Origin of the sequence: Selenomonas timonae (assembly GCF_014250475.1) — a bacterium.
Classification (GTDB): domain Bacteria; phylum Bacillota; class Negativicutes; order Selenomonadales; family Selenomonadaceae; genus Centipeda; species Centipeda timonae.
The window spans coordinates 296,110-322,601 of record NZ_CP060204.1 but is presented as its reverse complement, the minus strand read 5'-3'; the positions used below and the strand labels follow the sequence as shown (position 1 = coordinate 322,601).

The window sequence follows — 26,492 nt, the reverse complement described above, 5'->3', positions numbered from 1 at the left end:
TCGGTACAATCATTTTCATTTCAGACAGTATAGGGTATAATAGGATAAATGAAAGGGGGCGGCGATGATGGCGTTTCGTCGGATTCTTGCAGTGGGCGATATTCACGGTCATATGGAAAAGCTGCGTTCCCTTTGGAAGCAGATCGCATTCGACGATAAAGAAGATATGCTGGTCTTTCTCGGCGACTATATCGATCGCGGTGCTGCTCCCGTCGAGGTCTTGCGCTTTGTGTGCGCGCAGGTGGAGCGGCACACGAATGTCCATGCGCTCTGCGGCAACCACGAAGCGATGATGCTCGGCTATATCAAGACAAATGGGCTTGATGATTTCGACCCCATGGATATTTGGCTGATGAACGGGGGCAAGGTAACGCAGCAGCAGCTCGAGGCGCTCCCCACGGCGGAGTCGGAGTCCCTCGTTGCATTCGTCAAGGCGCGCCCGCTCTATTTCCGCACGCAGCACAGCGGGCAGAGCATCCTCTTCGTTCATGCGGGCGTGCATCCCGCGCGCAAGAAGCAGACATCGAGTGATCTGCTCTGGATTCGCGATGACTTTTTCGATCTCTATCGCGGCGCGGAGCTTGTCGTTGTCGGGCATACGCCGACGCAGGCGATCGGCGGGCGAGACATGAGCCGCAATGTGCCGCTCTTCCTGCCGAACAACATCATTGCATGCGATACGGGCTCGTTCCTCCCCGGCGGGCGGATCAGCTGCGTGGATGTGACGCGCTGGCTCGACCTATGCGCAGATGGACATACGCTGACGGCAGACGAGCTTTCCTCCTGTTATATGCAGTCGGCATGAGCTGATGAAAAACACTTGACTTGGAGTCCACACCAGGAGTTATGATGGGGGGACGTGGAAATGTATGAAGGAATGATCTATGAAAAATAAGAAGATGAATCGTCGAAATTTCATTCGTGCGGCTACGGCGACGGGCGTGCTTGCGGTGGGAGGGACCGCGCTCTGGCAGCTCGATCTGCTGCGAGGCGTGCGCGATACGGCGCTGCGGCAGTTCCCGGGCGTATTCTATATCGAGCGCCTGCGGCAGATTGTCGCGGCGGACAATGCGCACGCACGCGCCCTCATGTGGGAAGTGACGTCGCCCGTCGATCAGCAGATGATTGAGCTGCGTCTGCAGGGGACAGAGGATGTGCGCCGCATTGCTGCAGAGGATGCACGCTTTACCGACGATGGCACCGAGGTCTATCAGTACACGGCGGAGCTCGATCAACTGACGCCGGGGCATATGTATCAGTACCGCATTACGGCGGGGGACGCGGCGACGGACTGGCAGCCGCTCTATACACCAACTGCCGATGAGAACTATAAAATGCTGATTTTCCCGGACTCCCAGTCCTCGGACTATGCGGACTGGAAGCAGCTCGCGCATCTCGCGTGGGCGCGCAATACGGACGCAGAGCTCTTCACCTGCATGGGGGATCTCGTGGACAACGGCGAGGATCGGCTGCAGTGGACGGAGTTCTTCGTCGGGGTCAAGGAAATGCAGCGCTCGATTCCAATGGTGCCGCTCATGGGCAACCACGAGACGTACAATCTTGACTGGAAGGTGCGCCTGCCCGAGGCGTATCTGCATTACTTCAAGACACCGCGCAACGGGAGCAAGGAGTTTGAGCGTTACTACTATTCCTTTGACTACGGCGACGCGCATTATATCGTGCTCTGTACCCAGCAGAAGGAAATCGGGGAGTTCAAGGATGGGCTTGTCGAGGAGCAGCTCGCGTGGATTCGCCGCGACCTGAAGGCACATCGGAAGCGCTGGAATATTGTCTTCATGCACAAGGATGTGCTGCAGTATCGGATCAATGGGCGGCCAGAGCGCACGGAGGGCATCGACGAGGACAACGGACGAGTATGGATGCCCGTCTTTGACGAGCTTGGCATCGACATTGTCTTTACGGCGCATCTGCATACGTATCGCAACCGTGGGCATATCTACGGCTTTGAGAAGACACCGGACGCGAAGGGGCCGCTCTACATCCTCACGGGCGTTGCGGGCAATGTTCGCTATCCGAATCTCTGGATTGATCATGCCTTTGATGAGGTGACACTCCCGCAGCCTGAGACGGACAACTATCTCACGATGGATGTCTCGCGGGATGCGATCGAGATCGCGTGCTTCCTGACCGACGGCACGGAGATGGATCGCGTGCGCGTGACGAAGCGATAGTACTTGGGAAGCACTGATAAATTCAGCACCGTCATCTTAGCGCATCTTTTTTGCCCGCTTTTCGTTAGCAAATCCTCCACATAGCTCTGCTATGCGTCCGGTTTGCTGCCTCAATCGGACAGAAAAATCTGTGCCAATCTGACGGACTTCATTTTATCAGCGATTCCCTTGAAAAGATTTGTGTTCTGTTGTATAATACACATAGAAAAAGGTGCTATCGTGTAAACGGTCAGCCCTCTCATATTGGGATATGTAACCCGCTTAAGTTCGCTGCTTGGGGCGGGTTACTTTTTTGTTAGAAGCAACACTAGAACGATGAAAAGCAACAAAGTTACATTCGTTTCGTTCATAGACAACCACCGCCCTTCCGGGCTTGGATTGACCGTCCACCGAATAGATAGCACCACCTGTATTATAACACATGAGACAGTCTGTGTACTGTCTTTTTTTGTGCGAAAAACATTCGTAAACCAAAATAAAATAAATTGGTTGACAGTAAAATACGAAACGTGTATGATAAAGCAAGTTTATTTCACCGATAAATACGCTTGGAGGTATCTGAACATTATGAAGCTACGAGAAATAATCCTTTGCGGGCTATTCATCGCACTTGTTGCGGTCGGCGCATTCGTCCGCATCCCCGTCGGGACGGATGTCTACACGCTCCAGTTCCTCTTTACGCTGCTGGCGGGGCTGATGCTCGGCGCACGACTTGGGGCACTTGCGGTGGGCACATACGTCCTGATGGGGCTGGTCGGGATTCCGGTCTTTGCCTCGGGTGGCGGTCCCTCGTATGTGCTTCAGCCGACGTTCGGCTATCTCGTGGGCTTCATCATTCAGGGCTGGGTGACGGGCGCGTTTGTCCGCACGGGCGCACCGACCTTCCGCCGCGCACTCACCGCGTGTCTTTTGGGCATGGTGGTGGTCTATGTCTTCGGCATCTCGTATTTCTACTTTGCATCGAACTACATCATCGATGCGCCGATCGGTTTCTGGGTGGCGATCTGGTACTGCGGCGTGCTGCAGGTTCTGCCGGACTTTCTGCTCTGTGTTGCGGCGGCGTACATCGGCGTACGGACACAGCGGGCGGGACTGTGGTTGTAAAAGGAGCGCAGCATGGGTAAGGCATTATTTATCACGGGTACGGGCACGGACATCGGCAAGACGTACGTCACGGGACTGATCGTGAAAAAACTCGTGGGTGCGGGGCTGCGTGCGGGCTACTACAAGGCAGCACTCTCAGGTGCGGAGGTCGCCGCTGACGGGACGCTCCTGCCGGGCGATGCGCTCCATGTGGCGCACGCTGCGGGTCTTGCGCCGGAGGATGCCACCGTCTCCTATATCTATCGCGATGCCGTATCGCCTCATCTCGCCGCGCAGATCGAGAAACGCCCGATGGATTTCGACAAGGTGGAGCAGGACTACCATGTGGCGAAGGAACGCACAGATTATCTGACGGTGGAGGGGAGCGGCGGCATCATCTGCCCCCTGCGCTGGGACAATGAGGAGCACGTCATTCTGGACGATCTCGTCCTGCGTCTCGGGCTCTCCGCGCTCGTCGTCGCGGACGCGGGGCTCGGCACGATCAATGCGGCTGTGCTCACGGCAGAGCATTTGAAGATACGCGGTATTCCGCTCGTGGGCTTTATCTTCAACAACTGGACGGGCGGCAGAATGCAGGAGGACAACGTAACGATGGTTGAGACACTGACGGGGGCGCGTGTGCTTGCCTGTGTAGAGCACGACGCTGCGGAGCTGCCGATAGCGGCGGATGTACTTGCCGCACTGTATCAGTAAAGGAGAGAAAAGGAGAGAGCTATGCCGATGATTGAGGAGCGGGATCTCCGCCATATCTGGCATCCGTGCGCACAGATGAAGGACTATGAGCAGCTGCCGCCGATGGTGATCGACCATGCAAAGGGGGCATGGCTCTACGATGTGCACGGGCATTCGTATCTCGACATCGTGAGTTCGTGGTGGGCGAACCTCCTTGGGCATACAAATGAAAAGATCAACGCGCGGATCAAGGCACAGCTCGACCGCCTCGAGCACGTCATCTTTGCGAACTTCTCTCACCGCGGTGCCATCGAACTCGCCGAGCGGCTGGCGAACCTCGTGCCCGAGGGGCTCACGAAGTTCCACTTCAACGACAACGGTTCCTCGGCGGTCGAGGCAGCGCTCAAGATGGCGTTCCAATACTGCCAGCAGACGGGGCGCACGGAAAAGACGCGCTTTATGTGTCTCTCGGAGGGCTACCACGGCGAGACCATCGGCGCACTCTCGGTCGGGAGCATGGATCTCTTCGCCGAGATGTACAAGCCGATGATGATGGACAACATCCACGTCGAGGCACCCGACTGCTATCGCTGCCCGTATGGGAAGCTGCGCGGGAGCTGTGACTGCGCGTGCATTGAGCACGCGGAGCGTGCATTCGACGCGCATGGCAAGGAGACGGCGGCGATGATCGTCGAGCCGCTTCTGCAGGGGAGCGCGGGGATGCGCATCTATCCCGAGGAGTATCTGAGAAAGCTGCGCGCCCTCTGTGACGAGCACGACGTTCTCCTCATCGCGGACGAGATTGCGACGGGGTTCGGGCGCACGGGACGGCTCTTTGCGTGCGAGCGTGCAGGCATTACCCCCGACCTCATGTGCCTCTCGAAGGGGCTGACGGGCGGCTATATGCCGATGTCGATCACCGTTGTGAAAGAAAAAATCTATGAGGCATTCTACGCCGATTGGAGCGAGGGCAAGGCGTTTATGCACTCTCATACGTATGCAGGCAACCCGCTCGGGTGTGCGGCGGCACTTGCCGTACTCGACATCCTCGACGAGGAGAATGTATTGGAGTGCGCCGAGGAAACGGCGGCGTGGCTCACGGAGCGCATGACGGATGCCTTCGGCGCACATCCGAATGTCGGCGAGATTCGCCACATCGGGCTGATTCACGCGGTCGAGCTCGTTGAGGATCGTGCGGAGAAGCGTCCCTTTGACAGTGCACGCCGCCTCGGCTACGCCATCTATCGCCGTGCGTTGAAGAACGGGCTGCTCCTGCGGCCGCTCGGCAACGTGCTCTACTTCAACCCGCCGCTGAACATCGGCAAAGACGACCTCGAAATCGCCATCGAACGTATGAAGCTCTCGATGGACGAAGTCCTCGGCGCATAACATTGCATAAAAAAGACGCATCCGCACGGGTGCGTCTTTTCATATTCATAACTTTTTCGTTATCCCAAGGTGCATATGATTGAACGTCGTGCCGTTCAATGCTATAATGACAGCGTTTGTATTTTGAGCGAGGAGGTGCGGCGATGCCGATGGATGAGTTTGCGTGGCGTGTGAGACTTGCGCGTCGCCGCAAGGCGCATCAACGAAAATTTGTCCTCGCTGCGGGGATGATCGTCGTGATGATTGCAGCGCTCGCGTGGTACTTTGCCTACTACATCCAGCGTCCGGAGTATGCCCTCGCGCAGGCGGCGGAGGCAGTTGCGCAGCACGATTTGGAATCGTTTGAGCGCCATGTGAATCTCGCGGCGGTTGCGGATGCGGGCTACGATGATCTCACCTATGTTCTCTTTGCACGTGATACGCACCTCAAGGAGTCGGAGCGGATCGCCTCCGGTAAGTTCTATGAGAAAATCAAAGGGAGCGTCACAGAGGGGCTCGTGCGTACGATTGCCTATGCTGTGGAGCATGAAGTGTGGATGGAGCCGGAGGGTGTGGACGCGCTGAAGGGGCGGCAGCTCGGCATTGATTTCGAATACCTGATGGAGTGCAGTCATCTGCGCGATACGGAGCTGCTCGCGCTCGGCGAGATTGTGCGCGACGGGAGCGCATCGGTGGCAACGGTTACGGTGCGCGATGGCGGCACGGGGCTGGAGTTCCCCCTGCAGCTGCGCATGGAGAAGGGGGATACGGGCTGGCAGGTTGTGCGCGTGGCGAACTACCGCGCCTATCTCGAGGCGGTTCAGACGGCGACGGCGGCGGATGTCTCGCGCTATATCGAGGCGACGCGACCCATCGTCGACCGCTACAACGGTGTCTTCCGCTCGACACAGAGCGAGTTCCGCAGCCTGACGGAGACCGCGTGGAGTACCTATACGATCGAGCGCCGCAAGGCTCTGATCCGCCTCCTACAGGAGGATATGATCCCCGTTCTGAAAAAGTATCAGCGTGAGCTGGACGCGGTGGAGGTTCCGCGCGGCGCGGCCTATCTCGCCGCTCAGCGTAAGGCGGCTACGGAGGCCTCGATTGCCTCCTATGAGAGCTTTGTACGCGGGTTGGATACGGGGATGCCCGAGGACTTTGCGCGTGCCGAGACCCTTCACAAGCAGGCGCTCACCTACGATCTGCGCGTCGGCGACATGATCCGCCGCGGGGCAGTGAATGCAGAGACACCTGCGACGCCGTGAAGAATACACAAAAGGTCTTATGATACGAATAGCTGCGTATCATAAGGCCTTTTTCTATGCGCCAATCTGCTCTGCAGTGCGGCGCATTGCTTTGCGATAGCCGTAGAGAAGGACTGCGACCATGACGAAGAAACTCGCGTTGTAGGCGTTGTAGACGACGTGCATGGAGTGGAAGCCGACCGTGTCCCAACCCCAGCACCACGCGACGCGAAAGAGACAGTAGGCCACGAACGCGGCGACCATGGGCGTGAGGGTGTCGCCGAGTCCCCTGATCGCGCCGATGTAGACCTGATTGATGCCATAGAGCCAGTAGAAGGCGAACGTCCAGTAGACGGCGTCGAGGGCGTTCGCAATGACAGCGGGATCGTCGGTGAAGAGCGGGATGAGCGTCGGGGCGGCGAGACCTGCGATGAGCGCCATAAAGAGTGCGCCGAATCCCGCAAGGCGCAGACTCGCACGCAGCCCCGCGCGTACACGTGCAAGGTCGTGCGCGCCGACATTCTGGCCGATGAAGCTCGTGAGCGCAATTCCGAACGCAAAGAGCGGATAGTAGAGGAAGCCCTCGATGCGCGCGTAGACGGTCATGCCCGCCATCGCCGCATAGCCGAAGCTGTTGATGTAGGTCTGAATGACGAGCGAGGAGATGCTCATAAAGACCGCCTGCAAGCCCGCAGGAATGCTCGTACCGAGGATGGGCATGAGGTGTGCGGGCTGAAAGAAGGGGCGAACGGGGTGAAATGCCATGCACCGTGGAGGTGGAGGAGCTTTCGCAGGGCGAGGAGTGCCGATGCGTACTGCGCGATGATGGTCGCTGCCGCAGCACCCGCAATGCCGCAGGGAATGACGATGAGGAGCAGGATGTCGAGTGCGATGTTGAGTACGACGGCGGCAGCGAGGTAGTGCAGGGCGCTCGTTGTGTTGCCGAGGGCGCGCAGGATGGCGCTTGCCGTATTGTAGAGGAGCTGCGCGAGCATACCGAGCAGCGCGATTCGCAGGTAGAGGCTTGCCATCGGGATCAGCTCGGCGGGCGTTGCGAGTGCCGTGAGCAGCGGTTCGGTCAACACGATGCCCGCAGCCGTGAAGAGGACAGCGAAGGCGAGCACGGTGACGAAGATGCTCTGTACGAGCCCGCTCAGACGCGCATACTGTTTTTCCCCGTAGAGATGGGAGACGAGCACGCTGAGTCCTGCCGAGAAGCCGATGAAGAAATTGACAATGACGGAGAGGATGAGGCTCGCCGTACCGACGGCGGCAAGGGCGCGCGCCCCGAGCACCTGCCCGACGAGGGCGGTATCTGCGATGGTGTAGAACTGTTGGAGCAGCTGCGAGAGCAGGATGGGCAGCATGAAGATGAGCAGCTGCCGAACGATCGGCCCACGGGTAAAGTCCTGCTGATCGGCACTGTGGAAGAGCAGGACGTGCAGGTGGTGCATATTGTGATGGAGAAAGTCGTAGGTGAGTGGGTTGCGTATGCCGTAGATCCGCTCGCGGCGTTTGAGTGCGTAAAGTTTGCTGAGAATCTTATTCATAATGAGATATTTTATCATAGAGAGGCGTATAAGTCACGAGCGCCACTTCAGGGGGCTATGTCAAGTGTTATGGACTGCGATACTCCACGCAAACGCCTCGTTCGCAAGCGTTCGTGCAAATACTAAATACCAGCGAATTTCTAAACGCCCTTCGGTTAAATGACGAAATCCGCCGGGGCGTACCGCGCACTTTTCCCGCTTGATCCACTAGGGTTTGCTTTGGAACATCGCAGTCCGCATTCTTCCGTAACAATTATCATAGAACCGCAGGTGCTCTGGACGTAAAAGGAAAACGAAAAATCCTGTTCCCGATGTTTGGGAGCAGGATTTTTGTATGCGTGGAAATTTAGAACCGATAGGTGAGCTGGATACGTGTGTAGTCGCCGAGGCGGAAGTGCTCGGGCGTATAGAGCGTGTCGCGCATCTGCGTGCTGCGGGCACCGAAGGTATACATCGCCTCAAGCATGAGGTCGCGCGCGGGGACGAAGGCAATGCCGGTGGTGAAGGAGCGGATGCCGTCGAGGTAGCGGTCGGGCAGATCTGCACCCGTGCCGCCGAGGAATGCGCCGTGCTCGAAATTCTTGTAGTCGAGGTAGACACCCCAGCTGCCGGGAATATCCATGTCGGGGATGCCGAAGTCCAGACGCATGACCCAGAAGTATGGCACAGAGCCGCCGCCCGTATAGCGTCCGTAGCTGTCCCTGCCGCCGTGGAAGTAACGTCCCGTCGCAGCGCGGTTGATGCCGTAGTCGAAGGAGAACATCGTGCGCGGTCCGAGGACTGCGCGTGCGCCGATGCCGATGACATTCGCGATGGGGAGTTTCTCGCCCTTCACATCCATGCCGTGTCCGAAGGAGTGCAGTGTCCACAGCTCCGCGCCGACGCGGCTGCCGAACTGATGGCGCACCTTGAGGAAGGCTGCGCGCTCCATCCTCGGAATGACATCGTGTTTCAGCAGGAAGCCGGGCTGCCGGAAGGCGATGGGGGCGCCGGGGAGCGGGATGGGGGCATCGTTGAGCGGATTGAAGCGCTCGTTGCCCATCATTGCCGAGAAAAATTTTGATACGCCGTTGTATCTCCCAATCGAACCGCCGTAATTGCCGGGGATATTCTGGTCAAAATATTCCGCAGTTTCACCGACGAAGTCGTTGAACATACGGTCGATTGCTTCAGCCCGTGTCAGCGTCTGTCCGTCCTGCGTCTCATAGGTACTGCCCGCATCCTCAACTTCCTTTAGGATGTCGTCCATCATCGTGCGGATATTCTGCTCGCGGAGCAAACCCTCAACGCCGCCGTATTTCGGGTTGTCCACAGGCGAACTGACGCCTGATTCCTGAGAGAGGTTTAGATATTTGAGTGCATCGTAGTTGTTGTCGCGATAGAGGTCGCGGACGACGCCGTCGCTGCGCCGCACAACGACACGAGCACTGTAAAAATTACTATAAAACCTGAAGGTTGCCGTACTCGGATCTCCATCCCCGTTGAGGATCTTCTCCCATTTGCTCTCATATCCGCCGCCGCCGGGTGTTTCATTCGAGCGACGTAGGAGTTCCGCATCCACGGATTTGAGGATGCTGACAAATTCGCGCATGACTTCCAGTTTCTTCTGGGCAATCTGCGTATCGGAGAGTGCGGGATCGCGCACCCAGTTGCCGTTTGCGTCCTGAATCTTGCCCGCATTGTTGTACTTCTCGCGGAAGTTCGCCGGCGCATTTGGGTCGTATTCCATGGGATAGGGGGAACTGCTGACGTGCTGTGTGTGATTCTCTGCGTCGCGTACCTCCTGTGTATAGTAGCCGAACAGTTCGTTCAGCGTCGGGGCGCGGCGGATGATTGTTTCCTCCTTGTGACTGTAGGCACTGTCGTAGACACCCGTCGTGCGGGAGAAGTCGCCGAAGCCGGCGGCGACCTGCGTACGATCCTTTGTATAGAGGACGCGTGCGCCGTCGTACTCCTTGCCGAACCAGTAGCCCGTCACGCCCATCGGCTCGTGGATGCGCCCCAGTGTCCAGTCCCAGTGACCCGGGCTGCCCGTGACCTCGGCGCGCTCGATGTGGACACCGCCGAGTCCTTTATTTTCGTCTACGGGATCCGCCGCATCGTTCGCCTTGCCCGTTGCGAGCACAGCCTTGACCCCGAGCTTGTCGTCAATGCGGTAGTCCGCACCGATGCGCAGACGCTGCCCGAAGCCGTGTCCCGGACGGTCAGCGTAGTTGCGTGCCGCCGCTTCATCCGCCTGTGTCTCCTTCGTCTCGCGCATCTCCGCGCGATCGTAGCCGCGATAGGTGCTCGTACGCATACGGTAGTCGCCGAAGAAGTCGAGGCTGCCCTTTGCCCTGCCGTCCGTCGCTGTCTCGGGGCGGTGTAGGAAGAAGTCGTCTCCGTAGAAGTTTTTCAGCGGCACACCGTCCCGATCGACGAGTACGCCGTCCGCGTTGCGATGAATCCCCGTGCCGAGGAACGAGCCGAAGTCGTCGAATTTCATATTCACGCCGAAGCGGAACGTGCGGTCATGATAGGCGCGATCGTCGTCCTGATGGTTGAAGAGGTTGTCCACCCCTGCGTAGACAGTGAAGTCCTTGCGGATGTCCTTCTCGACGAGGAGATTCCAAATGCCGAAGCTCTTTTCGCGGTACTCGCCGCGCTTGCGAATGTAGTTGCCCGCGCCGTCCTTTTCAAACAGATTGTCTGTTTGAACGGAGTTGCTGTCGAGCATCCGGCTGAAGAAGCTGCCCCAGAGCGCCACACGCCAGCCGTGTGCATCGTCCTTGTAGTTGACGCCAACATCGAATTTATGCGTCGGACGATCGAGCAGGCGGTGCGGCAGATCATCATCGCTCGCGTTGATGGCATGCAGGTAGGTATAGCCGAGTTTTGCGCTCCAGTTCTTGCTGAACTTGTGTTGAACCTCTGCCTCGATCCCTGTGAGCTTTGCCTTGCCGATGTTGCGGAAGCTGTAGATGCGGTCGGGGACGTTGCGGAAACTCTTGCCGTGGAAGTTGAAGTCCACAAGCTGTCCTGTGAAGTAGTGGGTCATATAGTCCGAGATCTCGTTGTGGAACACACCGACCTTGCCGTAGGTGTGTTCGTTCTCTCCCTCGAATGCGAGGTCGATGTTCAGCGACTTCTCGGGTTTCAGGTTCGGATTGCCGATCCAGTACCAGCCGAGATGGTCTGCGCCCGTGCCGCCGTACATCTCCCAGTTGTAGAACAGCTCGCCGAGCCCCGGCTCGCCGTAGCCCGTGCCGATGTTCGCCTTGAGCCGGCGGTGTTTCGCAAGCATGTGTGTCATGCCGAGATTCGCTGTGACATGCGAGCCGAAGCGGTTGCTGTGGTCGATGCGCAGGATGGGCGTGAGGATGGTCTTCGGCGTGATCTGCCAGCTGTCCTGTACATAGGCGTAGGTCTTTGTGAGATCTGCTTCGCCGATCAGCAGTTGGTTTTTGCGCTCCTCGAACACCTGTCCGTAATATTTCCCGTTGAATGTGATGTTTTTGTCCTGTTTATAGGCCGGTCCGGATGATGATAACAGCCCATAGTACCCCAGTGCAGGAGCGTATTTATACAGCATGGGCAAGTTATTGAATTTGGGATCGCTGAAGTCGTTCTGTGCATTCAAGAGATCGTTGAACGCGTTGAATTTGTCTGCTAAATCAGGATCGGAGAAGCCGCTCTTAGCGTAGGCTTTTGCCTCTTCATACGTCATCGGCGGCTTTTCCGAGCCATAGTATTCGCCGTTCTTGTCCCAGACAAAGCCGTTCTCGTTGCGGAGGAATTTATAGTTGTGGACATACGTGTCCGGTTCATCATCCTTCCCCGCTGTATTGTCCTCGACCGCGAGCGACTTGTCATAGTCCCACGGGTTGATCCTTTTCGTGTAGCTCTTTGGTGCATTGCGCAGACGTGAGCCCTCGGCGTACTCCTTTTGCCAGCCGAATCCATAGCTGAGATAGTGCGCGTCGTTTACGGCGGTGTTGAAGTGCAGGTCGACGTTCGTCTGCGTGTGGTCAAGATAGTCCACACCTGCGAGACTGTTCTTGCCCGAGTATTTGTCACGCCCGCTGCTGTAGTAGGTGAGGATGGTTGAGTCGTCCTCACGCAGCTTGCCGTAGCCGTAGTTCAGCGTATAGTCCGTATTCTTGCCGATGCGGCCCTCGTAGCTGAGGCTGTACGTGTCGCGCTTGCGGTCACGCTGGTAGATCTGCATCGGCTCGAAGAACGAGCCGAGCGGGTAGAGCTCGCCCTTGTTGCGCCGCTGCATGTTCTCGCGCTCTGTCGTGAAGCGGAAGGAGAGCTTGTTCGCATCGTCAAAGCTGTAGGAGCCGCTCACACCGTCATTCTTGATCGAGCCGTAGAAGCGCAGCGACGGTTTGAAATCCTCGTACCAGTTCTCGCCGGCGATGAACTGCTTGCCGTGCGAGTAGACGGGCATGACCTCGCGCTTTGATGTCCACCCGCTGAGGTTTAGCTTGCCGATGTCGCCGGAGTCCGCACGCAGGTAGAAATTCGTCGGCAGGGTGTTCGTCTCCGTACCGCTCTGATTGCGAGAGCTGTGATAGCGTCCCTCGATATTCAGCGAGACGGACGGATTCTTTACGCCCTGCTTCGTGATGACATGGATCACGCCGCCGATGGCATCCGCGCCGTACTTCGCACTCGCCGCACCGCGGATGATCTCGATGCGCTCGATGTTCTCCGCGCCGATGCGCAGCAGCTCGTCGCCGTTGCCGTTGTACTTCGCCTCACCGCCGAGGACACGCTGCCCATCCACGAGCAGCAGCGTATGGCGCGGGTCACCGCCGCGGATCGATACGCCGACGTTGCCCATCGCGTCGATTGTACGCGTCACGCCGACCTCGTTGAAGATCACGTCCTCGACGGACTTCGCCTGTTTGCGTGCGATATCCTCCGCCGTGATGATTGTCGTTGACTGCGACTCGTATTTCGCATCTTCCTTTGCGGCATCGGCATCGACATGTATATCAGCAGTAGATACGCTGCCCCCCCCTTGTGTACCATCATCCGCCCATACGGTATAGGCAGGCATGGCAAGCCATGTCATAATGGCGCAGGTGAGCAGTCGGTGAAAATGTCGTCCCTTCCTTCGTGGCATAAGATACTCCTTTGATGATAAATATGATTCGACAAACATTCTGAATACAACACGAAAAAGAATGTGTATCAATTATATCACCATGAGAGTGAATGTCTATACCTTTGAGAAAAAATTATGATGATTTTGCCTCCTTTTTTGATCAATGATTGAAAACAGAGCGAGGAAGTGTCAGGCCGTAGAAGAGCGCTTGCAGTGATACGGGGCACATAAAGACAGAGGCTGTTGCACGAAGTTTTCTAGCTCCGTGCAGCAGCCTCTGCAACATGCAATTCCTCAGAATGCAGGGATGATTGCACCCTTGTATTTCTCATTGATGAAGTTCTTGACCGCCTCAGAGTGGAGTGCCTTCATGAGCGCCTGAATCTCGGGGCGGCTCTCATCGCCCTGGCGGACGACGAGGATGTTGACGTACGGGGAGGTCTTGTCCTCCATGAAGAGGGCGTCGCGCGTCGGCACGAGATCCGCCTGCATTGCCCAGTTCGTGTTGATGACGGAGATGTCCACATCGTCGAGCGTGCGGGGCAGCTGCGGTGCCTCGATCTCCTTGAAGACGAGCTTCTTCGGATTGTCGACGACATCCTGCACGGTTGCGGCAGCGCCGACGCCGTCCTTGAGCTTCAGCAGACCTGCGCGCTCGAGGAGGAGCAGGGCGCGTCCGCCGTTGGTCGGGTCGCTCGGGATGGAGACCTGTGCGCCGTCCTTCACTTCGTTGATGTTCTTGATCTTGTGCGAGTAGATGCCCATCGGCTCGACATGGACGCCGAGGACGTTCGCGAGCTTCAGCTCGGGATGCTCGGTGACGAAGTTCTTGAGGTACGGCTCATGCTGGAAGAAGTTCGCGTCGATTTCCTTGTCATTCGTCGCGAGGTTCGGCTGCACGTAGTCGTTGAACTCGACGATTTCAAGTTTGATGCCTTCCTTCTCAAGCTCGGGCTTTACGACCTCGAGGATTTCAGCGTGGGGAACGGGGGAGGCGCCGACCTTGAGAACCTTCTCCGATTTCGCGGCAGTGTTGTCCGCACCGCCGCCGCAGCCGACGAGGGCGAGCGTGGTGAGCGCGAGGACGAGGGTGAGTAATTTCTTCATAAAAACCTCCTTTGGTTCCGTGACACGAGTCCAACGCAAACGCCTCGTTACGCAAGTGATCGCGCGCTTGTATGCTCAAATACCGGCGAATTTCAAACGCGCTTCGCTTGAACGGTAGAAATCCGTCGGGGTATACCGCGCGCTTGACTCACTTGCTCCACTAGGGTTTGCTTTTGGACACGTATCTCGGTGAAACAACACGGTATCTATCTCTTATTCAGTCGTGCGGCGAGGCTGTTGCCCGCAAACTGCACGAGCTGGACGAGAACGATGAGAATGACGACGGTCGCGATCATGATATCAGGGCGGAACCTCTGATAACCGTAGCGAATCGCGAGATCGCCGAGACCGCCGCCGCCGATCGCGCCCGCCATTGCGGACTCGCCGACGAGGGCGATGATGACTGTCGTGAGCTGGCTGACGATGCCCGGCATGGACTCCGGCAGCAGGACGCGCATGATGATCTGCATCGGCGTCGCGCCCATTGAGAGCGCCGCCTCGATGAGTCCGTGCGGCACCTCGCGCAGCGAGGTTTCCACCTGCCGTCCAATGAAGGGGACGGCAGCGATGACGAGCGGCACCATGGCCGCTGTTGTGCCGATGGCGGAGCCGACAATCAGGCGGGTCAAAGGAATGATAGCAACCATCAGAATGATAAAGGGAATGGAGCGCACGGCGTTGACGACTGCGCCGACGGTGCGGTTGACCATCGGCGCGTCGAGAATCTCCCCCTTGCTCGTGACGTGCAGGAGCACGCCGAGCGGAACGCCGATGGCGGTCGAGATCGCCATGCTGACAATGACCATGTAGATTGTTTCGCCCAGCGCCTTAGTGAGGAGCGGCATCATTTCGGCGGACATAGCCGATCACCTCCTGTTTCAAATGCTGTGCGGAAAGATACGTAATCGCAGCCTCGATCTCCCTGCGCTCGCCGCGCATACCGATAATCATGCGGCCGAACGGCAGCTCCTTGATCTGGTCGAGCGTGCCGAAGAGCATCGTGACCTCGATGTCGGGGAAGAGACGGATCATGTCCGCGAGCACGGGATTGTCCGCGCTCTCCCCGAGGAAGGTGAGGCGCAGGAGCATGTAGCTGTCGGGACTCGGCGTCTCCTCGATCGGATTGCCGCGAAATGCCGTCGGCAGCTCGTTCGAGAGGAGGACGCTGATAAATTCCTTCGTAATCGGTTCGCGCGGCGCGGTGAACACATCCACCACGTCGCCCTCCTCGGCGATGACACCGCCGTCGATGACAGCAACGCGATCGCAGATGTCCTTGATGACCTGCATCTCGTGGGTGATGACAACGACAGTCAGCCCCATGCGGCGGTTGATGTCGCGGATGAGCGCGAGGATGGACTTCGTCGTCTGCGGGTCGAGCGCGGAGGTCGCCTCGTCGCAGAGGAGTACCTTCGGATCGCTTGCAAGTGCGCGCGCAATGCCGACGCGCTGCTTCTGTCCGCCCGAGAGCTGCGAGGGATAGGCGTCCGCCTTGTCCGCAAGTCCGACGAGGGCAAGCAGCTCCGTCACCTTCGGCTTTATTTCATCGGCGGATTTCCCCACGAGTTTCAGTGGGAAAGCAACGTTGTCATAGACGGTCGCGGAGGACAGCAGGTTGAAATGCTGGAAGATCATGCCGATGTGGCGGCGTTCCTCGCGCAGCTCGCTTTCGCTCATCTGCATGAGATCGCGCCCGTCAATCAGCACCTCGCCGCTTGTCGGCCGCTCGAGCATATTGATGCAGCGGATGAGCGTGGACTTTCCCGCGCCCGAGAGTCCGATGATGCCGTAGATGCTCCCACGCTCGATATGGAGGTCGATTCCGCGCAGCGCGTGAATATCTCCCTCGTATGTTTTGACAATATTTTTTAGATGTATCATTATGGTAGTTTTCCTTTGACTGAGATTCCGATTAAACGTAGCACAGACGCGGCTTTTTGTCAATGTTTTCGCTAACTGATGAAATGTGTTTACGTTAAAATCTTCCTATTCATAAATAAAAAAGATTCTGTTGTCACTGAGGGCAATCTCGGCTATAATAGGTGCAGACCATAGCAGAATACTCTCCTCTGTGAGAAAAGATGTTGCTAATGAGAATCGTTTACGGTATAATGAACTACCAGACGATTTTTCGGGGGCGTTTTATTGCGCCTTGGCGCAGAGGGGGATATGACAATGCGTTGTCCAGATTTTGAGCATTTGCTCGGCTATCACGCTGCACCCCTGCTGGCGGGTCTGACGGCGGGCAGTCTGCTGTCGTTCCAGAAGAGCCGCTTTCAGGATTTTGAGGCGCTGCTTGCGTCCTACGAACCCTGTTTTTCCTGCAAGGGAATCTCGACATTCCACGTGGCAGAGGGAGAGGAGTACGTCCTCATTCTCTTCTATCGCGCTGAGCTTGTAGCCCGCGCACTCGCTGTGCCGGAGGCGCAGACAATCCTGTGTGAGGCGGGCTACCGTATCACGGACAGCATGGAGGAGCGGCTCGAGTTCCTGCGTCTCCGTATGCGCGTACGCAAGACGCTCCCGCCGGAGGTCGGACTCTTTCTCGGTTATCCGCCGGCGGATGTACGTGAGTTCATTACGCGGCGGGGGCAGGATTTCGTCTACAGCGGATACTGGAAGGTCTACACGAACGAGGCCGAGGCACGGGCTCTCTTTGAGGAGTACTCGGTCTGTACTCAGGAGTTCTGTACGCGGTTGGAGGCGGGACGGCCTCTCGCCGAGTTGGTGCAGGCAGTATAGAGGGAGAGGATGATCTCCCGGTATTCTATGAGGAGGATTTCACATGGCAAAGGTAGCAGTTGTGTACTGGTCCGGCACGGGCAACACGCAGAAGATGGCAGAGGCTGTTGTCGAGGGCGCACAGGGCGCAGGCGCTGACGTCGAGCTCTTCGAGGTGGACAGCTTCACCGTCGATCAGATCGACAGCTACGACGGGCTGGCACTCGGCTGCCCCTCGATGGGCGCTGAGGAGCTCGAGGAGGGCTCGTATGAGCCGTTCTTCGCAGAGGCTGTCGAGAGCGGCAAGCTCTCCGGCAAGCCCGTCGTGCTCTTCGGCTCGTGGGGCTGGGGCGCTGGTGCGTGGATGGAGACTTGGTCCGAGCGCACGAAGGAAGCGGGTGCAAAGCTTGTCAACACCTTCATTGTCGAGAACGAGCCCGACGAAGAGGGCGTGCAGGGCAGCAAGGATCTCGGCGCAGAGCTCGTCAGCGCGCTCTAAGACGCACTGCATTTTACGATGGAAAAACAGAGTCGCTTCGCGCGGAGCGGCTCTTTTTCTATGCACTGCACAGTTATCTGGCAGGAATTTTTAGCCTGTATAGAGAATCTATACAGATATGCGCTTATGCGGTTATAGATGCTTATGTTGATAGAGATAAAGGGAAAGGGTGAATGATCTATGGGGACTGAGGCAACGGCAGCCGCCGTGCAGACGGTGGGCTTCCTGCACCCCGTGATGGCGGATGTGATGACGATACTCTCGTTCGTTCTCGTCGTGGCGAGTGTTGCGATCGCTGCTGTTGCGACGCACTATGCGTGGCGGCAGACAGGAGGGACGGTCGACGTCATCGAGGGACATGTCTCGTGGCTGCGCACGGAGGCGGAGCGACTTTCGGCAGAGATTCAGGCTTCCGTAGCAAAGGATAGTCAGACGGCGATTCAGGTCGCTGGGCTCAAGGAGCAGGTTGGACAGCTGGAGATTCGCATCGCACGGATGGAGGAACAGGCAAAGCTGTTTGCTGCCGACCTGGATGAGCTGAAGACGCGCCCTGTCGCCGCACCGCCTCCGCCGCCTGAGCCGGAACCAGAACCGGTGCCTGAGCCCGAGCCGGAACCTACACCGGAGCCAGAGGAGGAGATCGACCTCGACGCTCTGCTCGAGAGCAAGCCAATCTGGCAGGATCTGCTCGACGACTATCACGCACTGCGCGAGACCTTCTCCCCCGAGCGCGGTGCGGAGCTCTGCCAGCCGCTTATCGATAAGTATGCGCTGCATCTTCTCATTTGCTCGGATCATGCAGCAACGGAGAACGGCAAGACGATGCCGAAGTTCGAGACGGTCGATGATGTCAACGAGGCGACGTTCTGGGCGTATGACATCCCGGGGCAGCCGAACGACTTCGCCGTCATCCCGAGCCCTATGTTCCCGTACGATCAGAAACTGCACGAGGAAGCGGGCATGAAGGAGACCTTCGCTACGCGCTACGAAGCAGGCAAGAGTTACGACAAGCTCACTGTCGATATGCCCGCGCTCTTCTCCCTGCGCAAGGACAAGTGGAATATCGAACAGCCGGGTCTACTGAAGCTCGAGGAGTAAACTGCATACGAGAGCATCGAAGCTGCCGCATGAGGAGAACCTCTGTGCAGCTTCTTTTTCTTTGTGCTGCGGAAGATTTCCGCGACGTACGGAAATTTTTCGCCTATGGTATTTGCCCTGTGCTTGCTATACTGAACGAAAATGAGGAAGGAGGTGTGCTTTTGATTACCGAACGTCAGCGCAGAATTCTGGGCATTCTAAGGAATCGCTGATAAAATGAAGTCCGTCAGATTGGTGCAGAATTTTTGTCCTGACAAGGAAACAAACCGGACGCATAGGGGGGGGCTATGTGGAGGATTTGTTGCCACAGGCAGCGCGAAAAGGATGCGCTAAGATGATCGGGCTAAATTTATCAGTGCTTCCTTAAGGTCATGGACATATGCCGCGAAGCACCCGCCGTGTGCAGCACGTTCTACCTCTACTACGACAGCGTGGACATGCTGAAGGATGATATCGAAAACGCCGAGATGTACGAGATCGTCCGCCATACGGATGCGGTTGTCGATGTGCCCCTCGAGGTTGATATGATGTCTTTTCTGCGGGACACGATTGCATATATCCGTACGAAACAGGCGCTTTACTATGCCTTTCTGGTTCACGAGCCGAATGCTGACTTTATCGCGAAATGGAAGAACGCCATCAAAGAGCATATTCGAAAACGTCTGCGCGTGCTAGGGCTTCGCCCGAAAAACACCGAACTGCGTCTCGAGATCCTCGCCGCCGAGGCAATCGGTATCTATGCCTTCGTCCTCACGCATCCGCACGAGATCGATGAGGACGATATTGCCCACATCGCCATCCATGCGCTGCAGCTGATGGAGGGGGAGAGGCAAAAGAAAACACGGAGCGCCGAAAATGGTGCTCCGTGTTTTGCTATTCATCTCGATCATTTTCTTGGTCGCTGACTTGGTCAGTGCTGCGACCAACAACACACATCTATTTCTTCTTTTTCCCGTGTTTCTTGTCATCTGCGTCCTTGAGACACGCCTGCAAGAGAATCTGGTTGATGAGGATGTCCGTGTTCGTGGGGGCGATGGCGGCACCGTCTGTGAGAGCTTTCCATGCGCCTGCGTAGTCCTTTGTGTGTATGAGGGCGACGGCGAGGGCACTGTAGCTGTCCGCGTTCTGTGGGGCGCGGCGGATGGCGTCGCGCAGCGGAGCAACCGCCTTCACAGGGCTGTTCTCGGCGAGGAGGGTGAGCCCGTAGTTGTGGAGGGCAGCGGCATCGTCGGGGGAGATCTTCAGATAGACTTCGTAGGCGCGGTGAGCCTCCTTGACGTTTCCTGCGCCCGTATGGGCGAGTGCGATGCCGAGGTAGGGCTCACTGCGCTTCGTGTTGCGTTTTTGCGCGGCGGTGAAGTCGGCAAGTGCCTCGGCGTAGGCTGCGCGATGCAGATAGACGAGCCCGCGATAGATGTAGTTGTCGGCATCGCCCGCCTGCATGAGGTGGGCGTTCGCGGCGCGCAGAGCTGCATCGGAGCCGTCGGGCTGACGTGCACGGTCGCGGATGACGATGATCTCCTGCCCGTAGTTCTTGCCGGGGACTGCCCAGACACCGTTGAGCTGTGTCCAGCGTGTGAGCTGTCCGTAGATGTCGGGGCGGTTCGTGCGGATGAGGTCGTAGCGTGGGTCAACGATGGCGACGCGTGGTCGCTCCGTACGGCTGTATGCGAGGAGGTGTTGAATGTGGGCGCGTGCCCCTGTGCGGATGTTGGGGAAGGAGAGCCCCTTTGCACCGCCTCCCGTTGCGCCGAGTCCGCAGAAATTGTTCTGCTTCCAGTCCACGTCACCGCCGTATGCGAAGAAGCCCGTCTCCTTGAATGCCTGTGCAAGTGCGACATCGGCACGCACGCCCTCGTGCTCCGCCTCCTCGTAGTATGCGTGCACGAGCTCTTCGGGCGTGCCCGTGAGCTTCGGCTTCGGATTGCGGCGCAGGAGGTAGGAGAGCATCTGCTCCTCGGTCGCCGCCGCCTCGCCCATGATGGTGATTTCTGTCGGCTCTGCCGTGGGCATTGGGAGAATGTCGAGGTTCGCTTTCGGTGCGGCGAAGTGCAGCCCTGCGGCGAGTTTTGCGTCCACGGTCATGCCCTGCGGAATGGAGGAAGGAATCGCGGGGCGCGGGATGGCGGCAGTTGTCTCTGCTGCCGCTGTGTATGCGGGGGCAGAGAGAAGTGCGGCGGCGGTGAGGGCGGCGGGAATGGATTTGAAGAACACGGGCATTTTCCTTTCGGTGCTTGATATTTATCTATGTAGTGCAAGCCCCACGCGAACGCTTAGGAGCTTTGTACTGCTCCGGCTACTTCGTCCCGTAGAGCATACCGACGCCGCGCAGCATGAAGCGGACGGCGGGTGGCATCTCGATATTGCGCTCGGTGTTCGGAATGTAGGAGACATCGGCGATGCCCTGCTCCTTGAGATAGGCGACGAATACGTCCATATCACCGTACATATCCCTGTTGCCAAATGTGTCGTGCAGGGCGAATGCACCGCCCTTTTTCAGCACGCGCAGCGCCTCCTCGACGAGCATGAACTTATCCTTCTGCGTGCGTACCTCGTGAAAGACAAAATTGCTGACGACAGCATCGAAATAATTATCGGGAAAGTCGAGCTTTGCCGCATCCCCATGCTGGAATGCGCAGCGCTCCGAAACGCCCTCGGCGGCGGCATTGGACTCACACTGTGCCTGTCCGTAGTTCCACATCGGCGGCCAGTAGTCGATGCCCTGCACCTCTGCGAGCGGGAAGCGCTTTGCCGTTGCAATCGTGAGCGCGCCCGAGCCGCAGCCAACGTCAAGCGCCCTGCCAAGCCCGTCCCACGGCAGCTGATCGAGCAGATACGCGTGGATGCGCCGCATGAGCCCGCCGCCCTCGAAATCGAATACACGGCGGCAGTAGTACATATAGAGGACGACGATGGTCGCGATGCCGGCGAGGATCGCGAGGATGAAGAAGGGCGCAGTCACGCGGTCGTATATGACCGCATAGAGCACCGTGAGTACATAGAGTACGGCAGCGATGGCGACGAGTGTCTTCATCATTGGTGTGGAGATCCAGTTGCCATAGTTCGTTTTCATATTTTCTCCTCCTTTGTAAGCGAGGCAATGACAGCATCTACTTCGTGATTGACCTCTGTGCGCAGCGCCCTGAGCACGGGTGAGAACGCAGCCTCCTCGATGCCATAGGTGCGCTGGAGATCATATTCGAGCGGCAGCCACGTCGCGGGATCACCCTCGTTATGCGTGATGACCGCCTCCATGCGGTCGAGTGCCTTCGCGAGTCGTGCCTCCTCTGTTTCGCACGCGTCCATCTCAGCAAAGAGGTCGCGCACCTCAGCCGCATATGGGGGCGGGAGGGATTCAATCCACGTATCGCGGAGCGCGTGCTCGCGTGCACGGTCGGCATCCGTTTTCTCGAACGTCGGGATGTCGCCCGTAAAGACCTCGCCCATATCGTGCAGGAGCGCCATGAGGAGGACGCGCGTGAGATCGGCGTTGGGAAATGCGTCACGCAGGAAGTACGCCATCAGCGCCATCCGCCAGCTGTGCTCTGCGACACTCTCCTGCCGCCCCGACTTCATCCACGCGTGACGCGTGCGCTCCTTGAGACCGGCGATACAGTGCATAATAGCGAGGTATTCCTTTGGCGACATAGCTGCTCCTTTTTTGTATGAGAAAGTATCTCTATTATAGCACAGGTGCGGTGCAAGTGGAAATGCGCTTGAAATGAAAGTGTTTCCCATTGCCCTTGTCAACACGCCTCTCATATAGTATGATAGGAAACTATAGGAATCGGGGGATTCCTATCAGGGAGGAATGTGTGTGAGTCAGAAAATGGGCGTGCTCGGCCCCGTGGGGACGCACAGTGAGGCGGCAGCACTCTATCTCATGGAGTGGCAGCAGCTCGACCGCGAGATCGTCTGCTTCGCCGACATCGGTGAGTGTCTGCATGCGGTGGAGACAGGGGCAGTGGACGCTGCGTTCGTGCCCGTGGAGAACTCACTCGAGGGCGCGATTGCCGTGACGCTCGACACACTCGCGCGCTCGGATACGCTGCGCGTTCGGCGGGAGGTCATCTGGCCCGTGCACAACTATCTGATGGCGCGCGCGGGCGGCGAGATTCGTGCGGTCTACTCGCACGCACAGCCCATCGCGCAGTGCCGCGACTTCCTTCTGCGGTACTGTCCGCAGGCGGAGATCATCAAGACCGCGAGTACGGCGCGCGCGGCGGAGATTGTCGGTGCGTCTCCCGCAGAGGCGGGTCTGGCGGCAATCTGCACACACCGCGCGGGGGCTTTGAACGGTCTCATTGAGATCGCGGGCAAGATCGAGGATCGCGGCTCGAACTGCACGCGCTTCTTCGAGGTTGTGCGTGACGGGACTGTCGCTCCTCCGGTGGAGCCACCTGATACGGTACTCCTCGTCTGCCAGATCGACGGCGCACGCGCGGGGGCGCTCTACAATGTGCTCGGTGAGTTCGCACGCCGCGCGGTGAACCTCACGCGCATCGAGTCGCGTCCTGCGCGCACAGAGCTCGGCGCGTATATGTTCTTTTTCGATCTGGACGCGCACAGCTCGCCCGATGCCTTGCGCGACTCCATTGACGCTGTTGCGGAAAAGAGCGTCTGGCTGAAGGTGCTCGGTGCTTTTCCGGTACACACAGCACACAACGAATAGTGAAGGAGAGGATACAATGGTCGTTATTATGAATTCGGATGCTACACAGGCAGATATCGAGGGCGTCATCCGCGCCATCAAGGAGAAGGGGCTTGAGGCGAAAGTCATGGAGGGCGCGCGGCAGAAGATTGTCGGTGTCATCGGCGACAAGACGAAGCTCGCGGCGACCCCGCTCGACGCCATGCACGGCGTTGAGACGACCGTTTCGATCTCCAAAAGCTATAAGCTCGCGAGCCGCGAGTTCCATCCCGCGCCGACAGTTGTTGATATCCGCGGCATCAAGATCGGCGACGGCACGCCCGTCGTCATGGCAGGCCCCTGCGCCGTCGAATCACGCGAGCAGCTGCTGGAGACGGCAGAGCTCATCAAGTCGGGTGGTGCGCAGTTCATCCGTGGCGGTGCGTACAAGCCGCGCACCTCGCCCTATGCGTTTCAGGGGCTCGAGGAAGAGGGGCTGAAATATCTCGCCGAGGCGCGTGAAAAGACCGGGCTCGCTGTCATCACCGAGGTGACAGTTGTCGAGGCTGTGGATACGGTCGCTGCCTACGCAGACCTCCTGCAGATCGGCGCGCGCAATATGCAGAACTTCGGTCTCCTGAAGGCGGTTGGACGTGCGGGCAAGCCCGTCATGCTCAAGCGCGGACTCGCCGCGACCATCGATGAGTGGCTGAACGCCGCTGAGTACATCATGAACGAGGGCAATCCGAACGTCATCCTCTGCGAGCGCGGCATCCGCACCTATGAGACGTACACGCGCAACACGTTCGACATCAGCGCGATTGCAGCGATCAAGCATCTCTCCCATCTGCCGATCATCGCCGACCCGAGCCACGGCACGGGCAAGTGGCGTATGATCAAGCCGATGTCCCTCGCCTCCATCGCGGCGGGTGCGGACGGACTCATCATCGAGGTGCACCCGAATCCTGCGCGCGCCCTCTCCGATGGCCCGCAGTCCCTCACGCCTGAGAACTACCGCGACCTCATGAAGAGTGTGCAGAAGCTCAGCCGCTTTATGGAGGATGAGGAGATCGAGCCGATGGTGATGGAGTAAAAACATCATAGAAATAGAAAAGGAGACAATCCGCGTGGATTGTCTCCTTTTGATTTCGGACTATGACGCTCAGACCTCAGCGATAACCTCGATCTCGCAGAGCGCGCCGGCGGGCAGTGCCTTGGCTGCGACGCAGGAGCGGGCGGGCTTGCCCGTGAAGTGGCGGGCATAGACCTCGTTGAATGCGGCGAAGTCGCCCATGTCCGCGAGGAAGCAGGTGGTCTTGACGACGCGCGTGAGGTCAGTGCCGGCAGCTGTGAGGACGGCGCGCAGATTCGCACAGACCTGCGCTGCCTGACCCTCGACGGTGGTCGCCGTGATCTTGCCGACGACGGGGTCGATGCCGATCTGTCCCGAGGTGTAGATGAGATTGCCGACGCGCATTGCCTGGCTGTAGGGGCCAAGGGCTGCGGGGGCGTGGTCAGAGTGAATTGTTTCCATAAATGCTCCTTTCATCTTGGGAATCGGAGCGCCCCTATCGGCTCGCAAGCTCGCCACTTCCCCAGCTCTGGCGGGGGAAGCTAATATGCCGTAATGCAAAGCCTCCCCTGCCGAAGCGGGGGAGGGGAACCGCGCAAGCGGTGGAAGGGGCGCCCTTATGCAACTCTACTTACGCAATCGTCGTGACGCGGACGGCGACGGAGCCGCCCTCGTTGTAGGTCATACCAGCGACCATGACGACCTTATCGCCCTGCTTGACGTAGCCGTGTGAGAGTGCGCCACGCGTGCAGGACTCAATCATGTCCTCGACACTCGTCCACTTGCGTCCCTGCATGGGGTAGACACCCCAGCGCAGGTTGATGTGACGCGCAATCATCGGGCTTGGTGCGTAGGCGACGATCATCGCCTTCGGGCGGTACTTTGACACAACGCGCGTCGTGTAGCCGGACTGGGTCGGCGTCAGGATCGCAGCCGCGCTCGTCTCATAGGCGAGCTGCACGGTAGCGTGTGAGACAGCATCCGTCACCGAGGAGCGCTCACGGATGCTGCGCGAGCGGATGATCGTGTCGTACTCAAGCGATTCCTCCATGCGCAGGGCAATCGTGCTCATCGTCTTGACCGCCTCGACGGGATAGTCGCCGCTTGCCGTCTCACCCGAGAGCATGATCGCATCCGCACCGTCGAAGATCGCGTTGCCGACGTCCGAGACCTCAGCGCGCGTTGGGCGCGGGTTCGTCGTCATGGACTCGAGCATCTGCGTAGCAACGATGACGGGCTTGCCGACCGCATTGCACTTGCGGATGATCTCCTTCTGGATGACAGGCACGTCCTCGGCAGGAACCTCGACGCCGAGATCGCCGCGTGCGACCATGATGCCGTCCGAGACCGCGAGAATTGCGTCAAAATTGTTGACACCCGCGAGATTTTCGATCTTCGGGATGATCTCCATGTGACCGCCGTGCTTTGCGATCAGATGGCGAATCTCCTCCACGTCCGCCGGACGCTGAATGAACGACGCCGCAACGAAGTCCATGTCGTTCTGGATGCCGAAGATGATGTCGCGCTCGTCCTGCTCGGAGATCGCGGGCAGACTCAGCTCGATGCCCGGCGCCGCAACGCGCTTGCGCGTCGACATGGGGCCGCTGTTCTGAACCGTCGTCACAATGTCCTTGCCGCGGATTTCATCAACGACAAGCCCGACGAGACCGTCCGAGAGAAGCAGCGTGTCGCCCGCCTTCACCTCACTGTAGAGCTTCTTGTGATTGACACTGACGTGCGTCGCGTCGCCCGGCGTGTCCTCGTAGGTCAGCGTGAACTTCTGTCCCTTTTCAAGCTGCACCTTGCCGTCTGCGAACTCGCCGAGGCGCATCTCGGGCCCCTTTGTGTCGAGAATGAGCGAGATCACCTTGCCCGAGCGCTCCGCCGCCGCGCGCACCTTGTTGATGCGCACGAGATGCTCCTCATGCGAGCCGTGCGAGAAATTGAAGCGCGCGCAGTTCATCCCGTTCTCGATGAGTGCGTCCACAATTCCCTCGGGATCCGTCGCCGGACCCTGCGTGCATATGATTTTCGTCTTTTTCAGCATAACATATCCCCCGCTTTTTATCCCTGAAAATTGAAGCTATTGACATTCTACACTCTTTTTGAAGATAAGTAAAGGGCGTAGACAGACTCCGCC

21 protein-coding genes and 1 pseudogene are annotated in these 26,492 nt (G+C 58.3%); 12 read left to right on the top strand and 10 right to left on the bottom strand.

The window, feature by feature from the left end; all coding sequences use genetic code 11:
• The first annotated feature begins 67 nt into the window (after positions 1-67).
• The 6 genes from H1B31_RS01485 to H1B31_RS01460 all read left to right on the top strand — a co-directional run bounded on the left by H1B31_RS01485 (position 68) and on the right by H1B31_RS01460 (position 6,601).
• The gene (locus tag H1B31_RS01485) at positions 68-805 is read left to right on the top strand and encodes a metallophosphoesterase family protein (RefSeq protein WP_185981200.1); all 738 of its coding nucleotides are present in this window, start codon (positions 68-70) and stop codon (positions 803-805) included.
• Positions 806-884: 79 nt separating this feature from the next.
• A complete protein-coding gene (locus H1B31_RS01480) occupies positions 885-2,192 on the top strand; it encodes a purple acid phosphatase family protein (protein ID WP_185980606.1) in 1,308 nt (435 codons plus the stop codon).
• Between the two features lie 567 nt (positions 2,193-2,759).
• Positions 2,760-3,296, top strand: coding sequence for a biotin transporter BioY (locus H1B31_RS01475; protein WP_037346944.1), 537 nt, complete (start codon positions 2,760-2,762; stop codon positions 3,294-3,296).
• Positions 3,297-3,308: 12 nt separating this feature from the next.
• On the top strand, positions 3,309-3,989 hold the full coding sequence (bioD, locus tag H1B31_RS01470; RefSeq protein ID WP_185980605.1) for a dethiobiotin synthase: 681 nt from the start codon (positions 3,309-3,311) through the stop codon (positions 3,987-3,989).
• A gap of 21 nt (positions 3,990-4,010) precedes the next feature.
• Complete coding sequence (gene bioA, locus H1B31_RS01465; protein ID WP_185980604.1) at positions 4,011-5,357, top strand: adenosylmethionine--8-amino-7-oxononanoate transaminase; 1,347 nt, start codon at positions 4,011-4,013, stop codon at positions 5,355-5,357.
• A 143-nt stretch (positions 5,358-5,500) separates the two neighbouring features.
• Positions 5,501-6,601: a hypothetical protein gene (locus H1B31_RS01460; protein ID WP_185980603.1), complete on the top strand. Its 1,101-nt coding sequence runs from the start codon at positions 5,501-5,503 to the stop codon at positions 6,599-6,601.
• A 54-nt stretch (positions 6,602-6,655) separates the two neighbouring features.
• On the opposite strand, the pseudogene H1B31_RS01455 reads toward H1B31_RS01460, so the two are convergent.
• From H1B31_RS01455 to H1B31_RS01435, 5 genes and pseudogenes are all read right to left on the bottom strand, one after another.
• A pseudogene (locus H1B31_RS01455) lies at positions 6,656-8,130 on the bottom strand (MATE family efflux transporter).
• A gap of 346 nt (positions 8,131-8,476) precedes the next feature.
• Positions 8,477-13,243, bottom strand: a complete 4,767-nt coding sequence (locus H1B31_RS01450; protein WP_185980602.1) for a TonB-dependent receptor plug domain-containing protein — start codon at positions 13,241-13,243, stop codon at positions 8,477-8,479.
• Between the two features lie 276 nt (positions 13,244-13,519).
• The gene (locus H1B31_RS01445) at positions 13,520-14,332 is read right to left on the bottom strand and encodes a MetQ/NlpA family ABC transporter substrate-binding protein (protein WP_185980601.1); all 813 of its coding nucleotides are present in this window, start codon (positions 14,330-14,332) and stop codon (positions 13,520-13,522) included.
• A gap of 206 nt (positions 14,333-14,538) precedes the next feature.
• Positions 14,539-15,192: a methionine ABC transporter permease gene (locus tag H1B31_RS01440; protein ID WP_185980600.1), complete on the bottom strand. Its 654-nt coding sequence runs from the start codon at positions 15,190-15,192 to the stop codon at positions 14,539-14,541.
• Positions 15,161-16,213 (bottom strand): methionine ABC transporter ATP-binding protein, encoded by a 1,053-nt coding sequence (locus H1B31_RS01435; RefSeq protein ID WP_185980599.1) that lies wholly within the window; start codon positions 16,211-16,213, stop codon positions 15,161-15,163. Before H1B31_RS01435 ends, H1B31_RS01440 begins: the two co-directional genes overlap by 32 nt.
• 294 nt (positions 16,214-16,507) lie before the next feature.
• Here H1B31_RS01435 and H1B31_RS01430 point away from each other — a divergent pair, with 294 nt between their 5' ends.
• From H1B31_RS01430 to H1B31_RS01415, 4 genes are all read left to right on the top strand, one after another.
• Complete coding sequence (locus H1B31_RS01430) at positions 16,508-17,074, top strand: DUF3793 family protein (RefSeq protein ID WP_037346953.1); 567 nt, start codon at positions 16,508-16,510, stop codon at positions 17,072-17,074.
• Positions 17,075-17,117: 43 nt separating this feature from the next.
• Complete coding sequence (locus H1B31_RS01425) at positions 17,118-17,552, top strand: flavodoxin (protein ID WP_009657010.1); 435 nt, start codon at positions 17,118-17,120, stop codon at positions 17,550-17,552.
• Between the two features lie 180 nt (positions 17,553-17,732).
• Positions 17,733-18,650 carry a hypothetical protein gene (locus tag H1B31_RS01420; protein ID WP_185980598.1) on the top strand — a complete coding sequence of 306 codons (918 nt, stop codon included), beginning with the start codon at positions 17,733-17,735 and terminating at the stop codon, positions 18,648-18,650.
• 371 nt (positions 18,651-19,021) lie between these two features.
• On the top strand, positions 19,022-19,555 hold the full coding sequence (locus H1B31_RS01415) for a hypothetical protein (protein WP_185980597.1): 534 nt from the start codon (positions 19,022-19,024) through the stop codon (positions 19,553-19,555).
• Positions 19,556-19,586: 31 nt separating this feature from the next.
• On the opposite strand, the gene H1B31_RS01410 is transcribed toward H1B31_RS01415, so the two are convergent.
• The 3 genes from H1B31_RS01410 to H1B31_RS01400 form a co-directional block, all read right to left on the bottom strand.
• The gene (locus H1B31_RS01410) at positions 19,587-20,870 is read right to left on the bottom strand and encodes a glucosaminidase domain-containing protein (RefSeq protein ID WP_185980596.1); all 1,284 of its coding nucleotides are present in this window, start codon (positions 20,868-20,870) and stop codon (positions 19,587-19,589) included.
• Between the two features lie 76 nt (positions 20,871-20,946).
• Positions 20,947-21,723, bottom strand: a complete 777-nt coding sequence (locus H1B31_RS01405; protein WP_185980595.1) for a class I SAM-dependent methyltransferase — start codon at positions 21,721-21,723, stop codon at positions 20,947-20,949.
• Positions 21,720-22,298 (bottom strand): HD domain-containing protein, encoded by a 579-nt coding sequence (locus H1B31_RS01400; protein WP_185980594.1) that lies wholly within the window; start codon positions 22,296-22,298, stop codon positions 21,720-21,722. Before H1B31_RS01400 ends, H1B31_RS01405 begins: the two co-directional genes overlap by 4 nt.
• A gap of 169 nt (positions 22,299-22,467) precedes the next feature.
• Between H1B31_RS01400 and pheA the strand changes: the two genes are divergently transcribed.
• Positions 22,468-23,322, top strand: coding sequence for a prephenate dehydratase (gene pheA / locus H1B31_RS01395; RefSeq protein WP_185980593.1), 855 nt, complete (start codon positions 22,468-22,470; stop codon positions 23,320-23,322).
• A gap of 16 nt (positions 23,323-23,338) precedes the next feature.
• On the top strand, positions 23,339-24,373 hold the full coding sequence (gene aroF, locus H1B31_RS01390; protein ID WP_185980592.1) for a 3-deoxy-7-phosphoheptulonate synthase: 1,035 nt from the start codon (positions 23,339-23,341) through the stop codon (positions 24,371-24,373).
• Between the two features lie 69 nt (positions 24,374-24,442).
• Here the strand turns inward: aroF and H1B31_RS01385 are convergent, their stop codons facing one another.
• Positions 24,443-24,814 carry a RidA family protein gene (locus H1B31_RS01385; protein WP_185980591.1) on the bottom strand — a complete coding sequence of 124 codons (372 nt, stop codon included), beginning with the start codon at positions 24,812-24,814 and terminating at the stop codon, positions 24,443-24,445.
• Between the two features lie 169 nt (positions 24,815-24,983).
• Positions 24,984-26,399 (bottom strand): pyruvate kinase, encoded by a 1,416-nt coding sequence (pyk, locus tag H1B31_RS01380; protein ID WP_185980590.1) that lies wholly within the window; start codon positions 26,397-26,399, stop codon positions 24,984-24,986.
• Positions 26,400-26,492 lie beyond the last annotated feature (93 nt).

What these genes read in the sequence shown, in the direction of transcription:
- H1B31_RS01440 (WP_185980600.1), bottom strand. Translation starts at nt 15,192, where the DNA reads ATGTCCGCCGAAATGATGCCGCTCCTCACTAAGGCGCTGGGCGAAACA.
- H1B31_RS01430 (WP_037346953.1), top strand. Translation starts at nt 16,508, where the DNA reads ATGCGTTGTCCAGATTTTGAGCATTTGCTCGGCTATCACGCTGCACCC.
- H1B31_RS01480 (WP_185980606.1), top strand. Translation starts at nt 885, where the DNA reads ATGAAAAATAAGAAGATGAATCGTCGAAATTTCATTCGTGCGGCTACG.
- H1B31_RS01445 (WP_185980601.1), bottom strand. Translation starts at nt 14,332, where the DNA reads ATGAAGAAATTACTCACCCTCGTCCTCGCGCTCACCACGCTCGCCCTC.
- H1B31_RS01475 (WP_037346944.1), top strand. Translation starts at nt 2,760, where the DNA reads ATGAAGCTACGAGAAATAATCCTTTGCGGGCTATTCATCGCACTTGTT.
- H1B31_RS01420 (WP_185980598.1), top strand. Translation starts at nt 17,733, where the DNA reads ATGGGGACTGAGGCAACGGCAGCCGCCGTGCAGACGGTGGGCTTCCTG.
- H1B31_RS01385 (WP_185980591.1), bottom strand. Translation starts at nt 24,814, where the DNA reads ATGGAAACAATTCACTCTGACCACGCCCCCGCAGCCCTTGGCCCCTAC.
- bioD (WP_185980605.1), top strand. Translation starts at nt 3,309, where the DNA reads ATGGGTAAGGCATTATTTATCACGGGTACGGGCACGGACATCGGCAAG.
- H1B31_RS01485 (WP_185981200.1), top strand. Translation starts at nt 68, where the DNA reads ATGGCGTTTCGTCGGATTCTTGCAGTGGGCGATATTCACGGTCATATG.
- H1B31_RS01460 (WP_185980603.1), top strand. Translation starts at nt 5,501, where the DNA reads ATGCCGATGGATGAGTTTGCGTGGCGTGTGAGACTTGCGCGTCGCCGC.
- H1B31_RS01415 (WP_185980597.1), top strand. Translation starts at nt 19,022, where the DNA reads ATGGACATATGCCGCGAAGCACCCGCCGTGTGCAGCACGTTCTACCTC.
- H1B31_RS01400 (WP_185980594.1), bottom strand. Translation starts at nt 22,298, where the DNA reads ATGTCGCCAAAGGAATACCTCGCTATTATGCACTGTATCGCCGGTCTC.
- H1B31_RS01405 (WP_185980595.1), bottom strand. Translation starts at nt 21,723, where the DNA reads ATGAAAACGAACTATGGCAACTGGATCTCCACACCAATGATGAAGACA.
- H1B31_RS01410 (WP_185980596.1), bottom strand. Translation starts at nt 20,870, where the DNA reads ATGCCCGTGTTCTTCAAATCCATTCCCGCCGCCCTCACCGCCGCCGCA.
- H1B31_RS01435 (WP_185980599.1), bottom strand. Translation starts at nt 16,213, where the DNA reads ATGATACATCTAAAAAATATTGTCAAAACATACGAGGGAGATATTCAC.
- bioA (WP_185980604.1), top strand. Translation starts at nt 4,011, where the DNA reads ATGCCGATGATTGAGGAGCGGGATCTCCGCCATATCTGGCATCCGTGC.
- pyk (WP_185980590.1), bottom strand. Translation starts at nt 26,399, where the DNA reads ATGCTGAAAAAGACGAAAATCATATGCACGCAGGGTCCGGCGACGGAT.
- H1B31_RS01450 (WP_185980602.1), bottom strand. Translation starts at nt 13,243, where the DNA reads ATGCCACGAAGGAAGGGACGACATTTTCACCGACTGCTCACCTGCGCC.
- aroF (WP_185980592.1), top strand. Translation starts at nt 23,339, where the DNA reads ATGGTCGTTATTATGAATTCGGATGCTACACAGGCAGATATCGAGGGC.
- H1B31_RS01425 (WP_009657010.1), top strand. Translation starts at nt 17,118, where the DNA reads ATGGCAAAGGTAGCAGTTGTGTACTGGTCCGGCACGGGCAACACGCAG.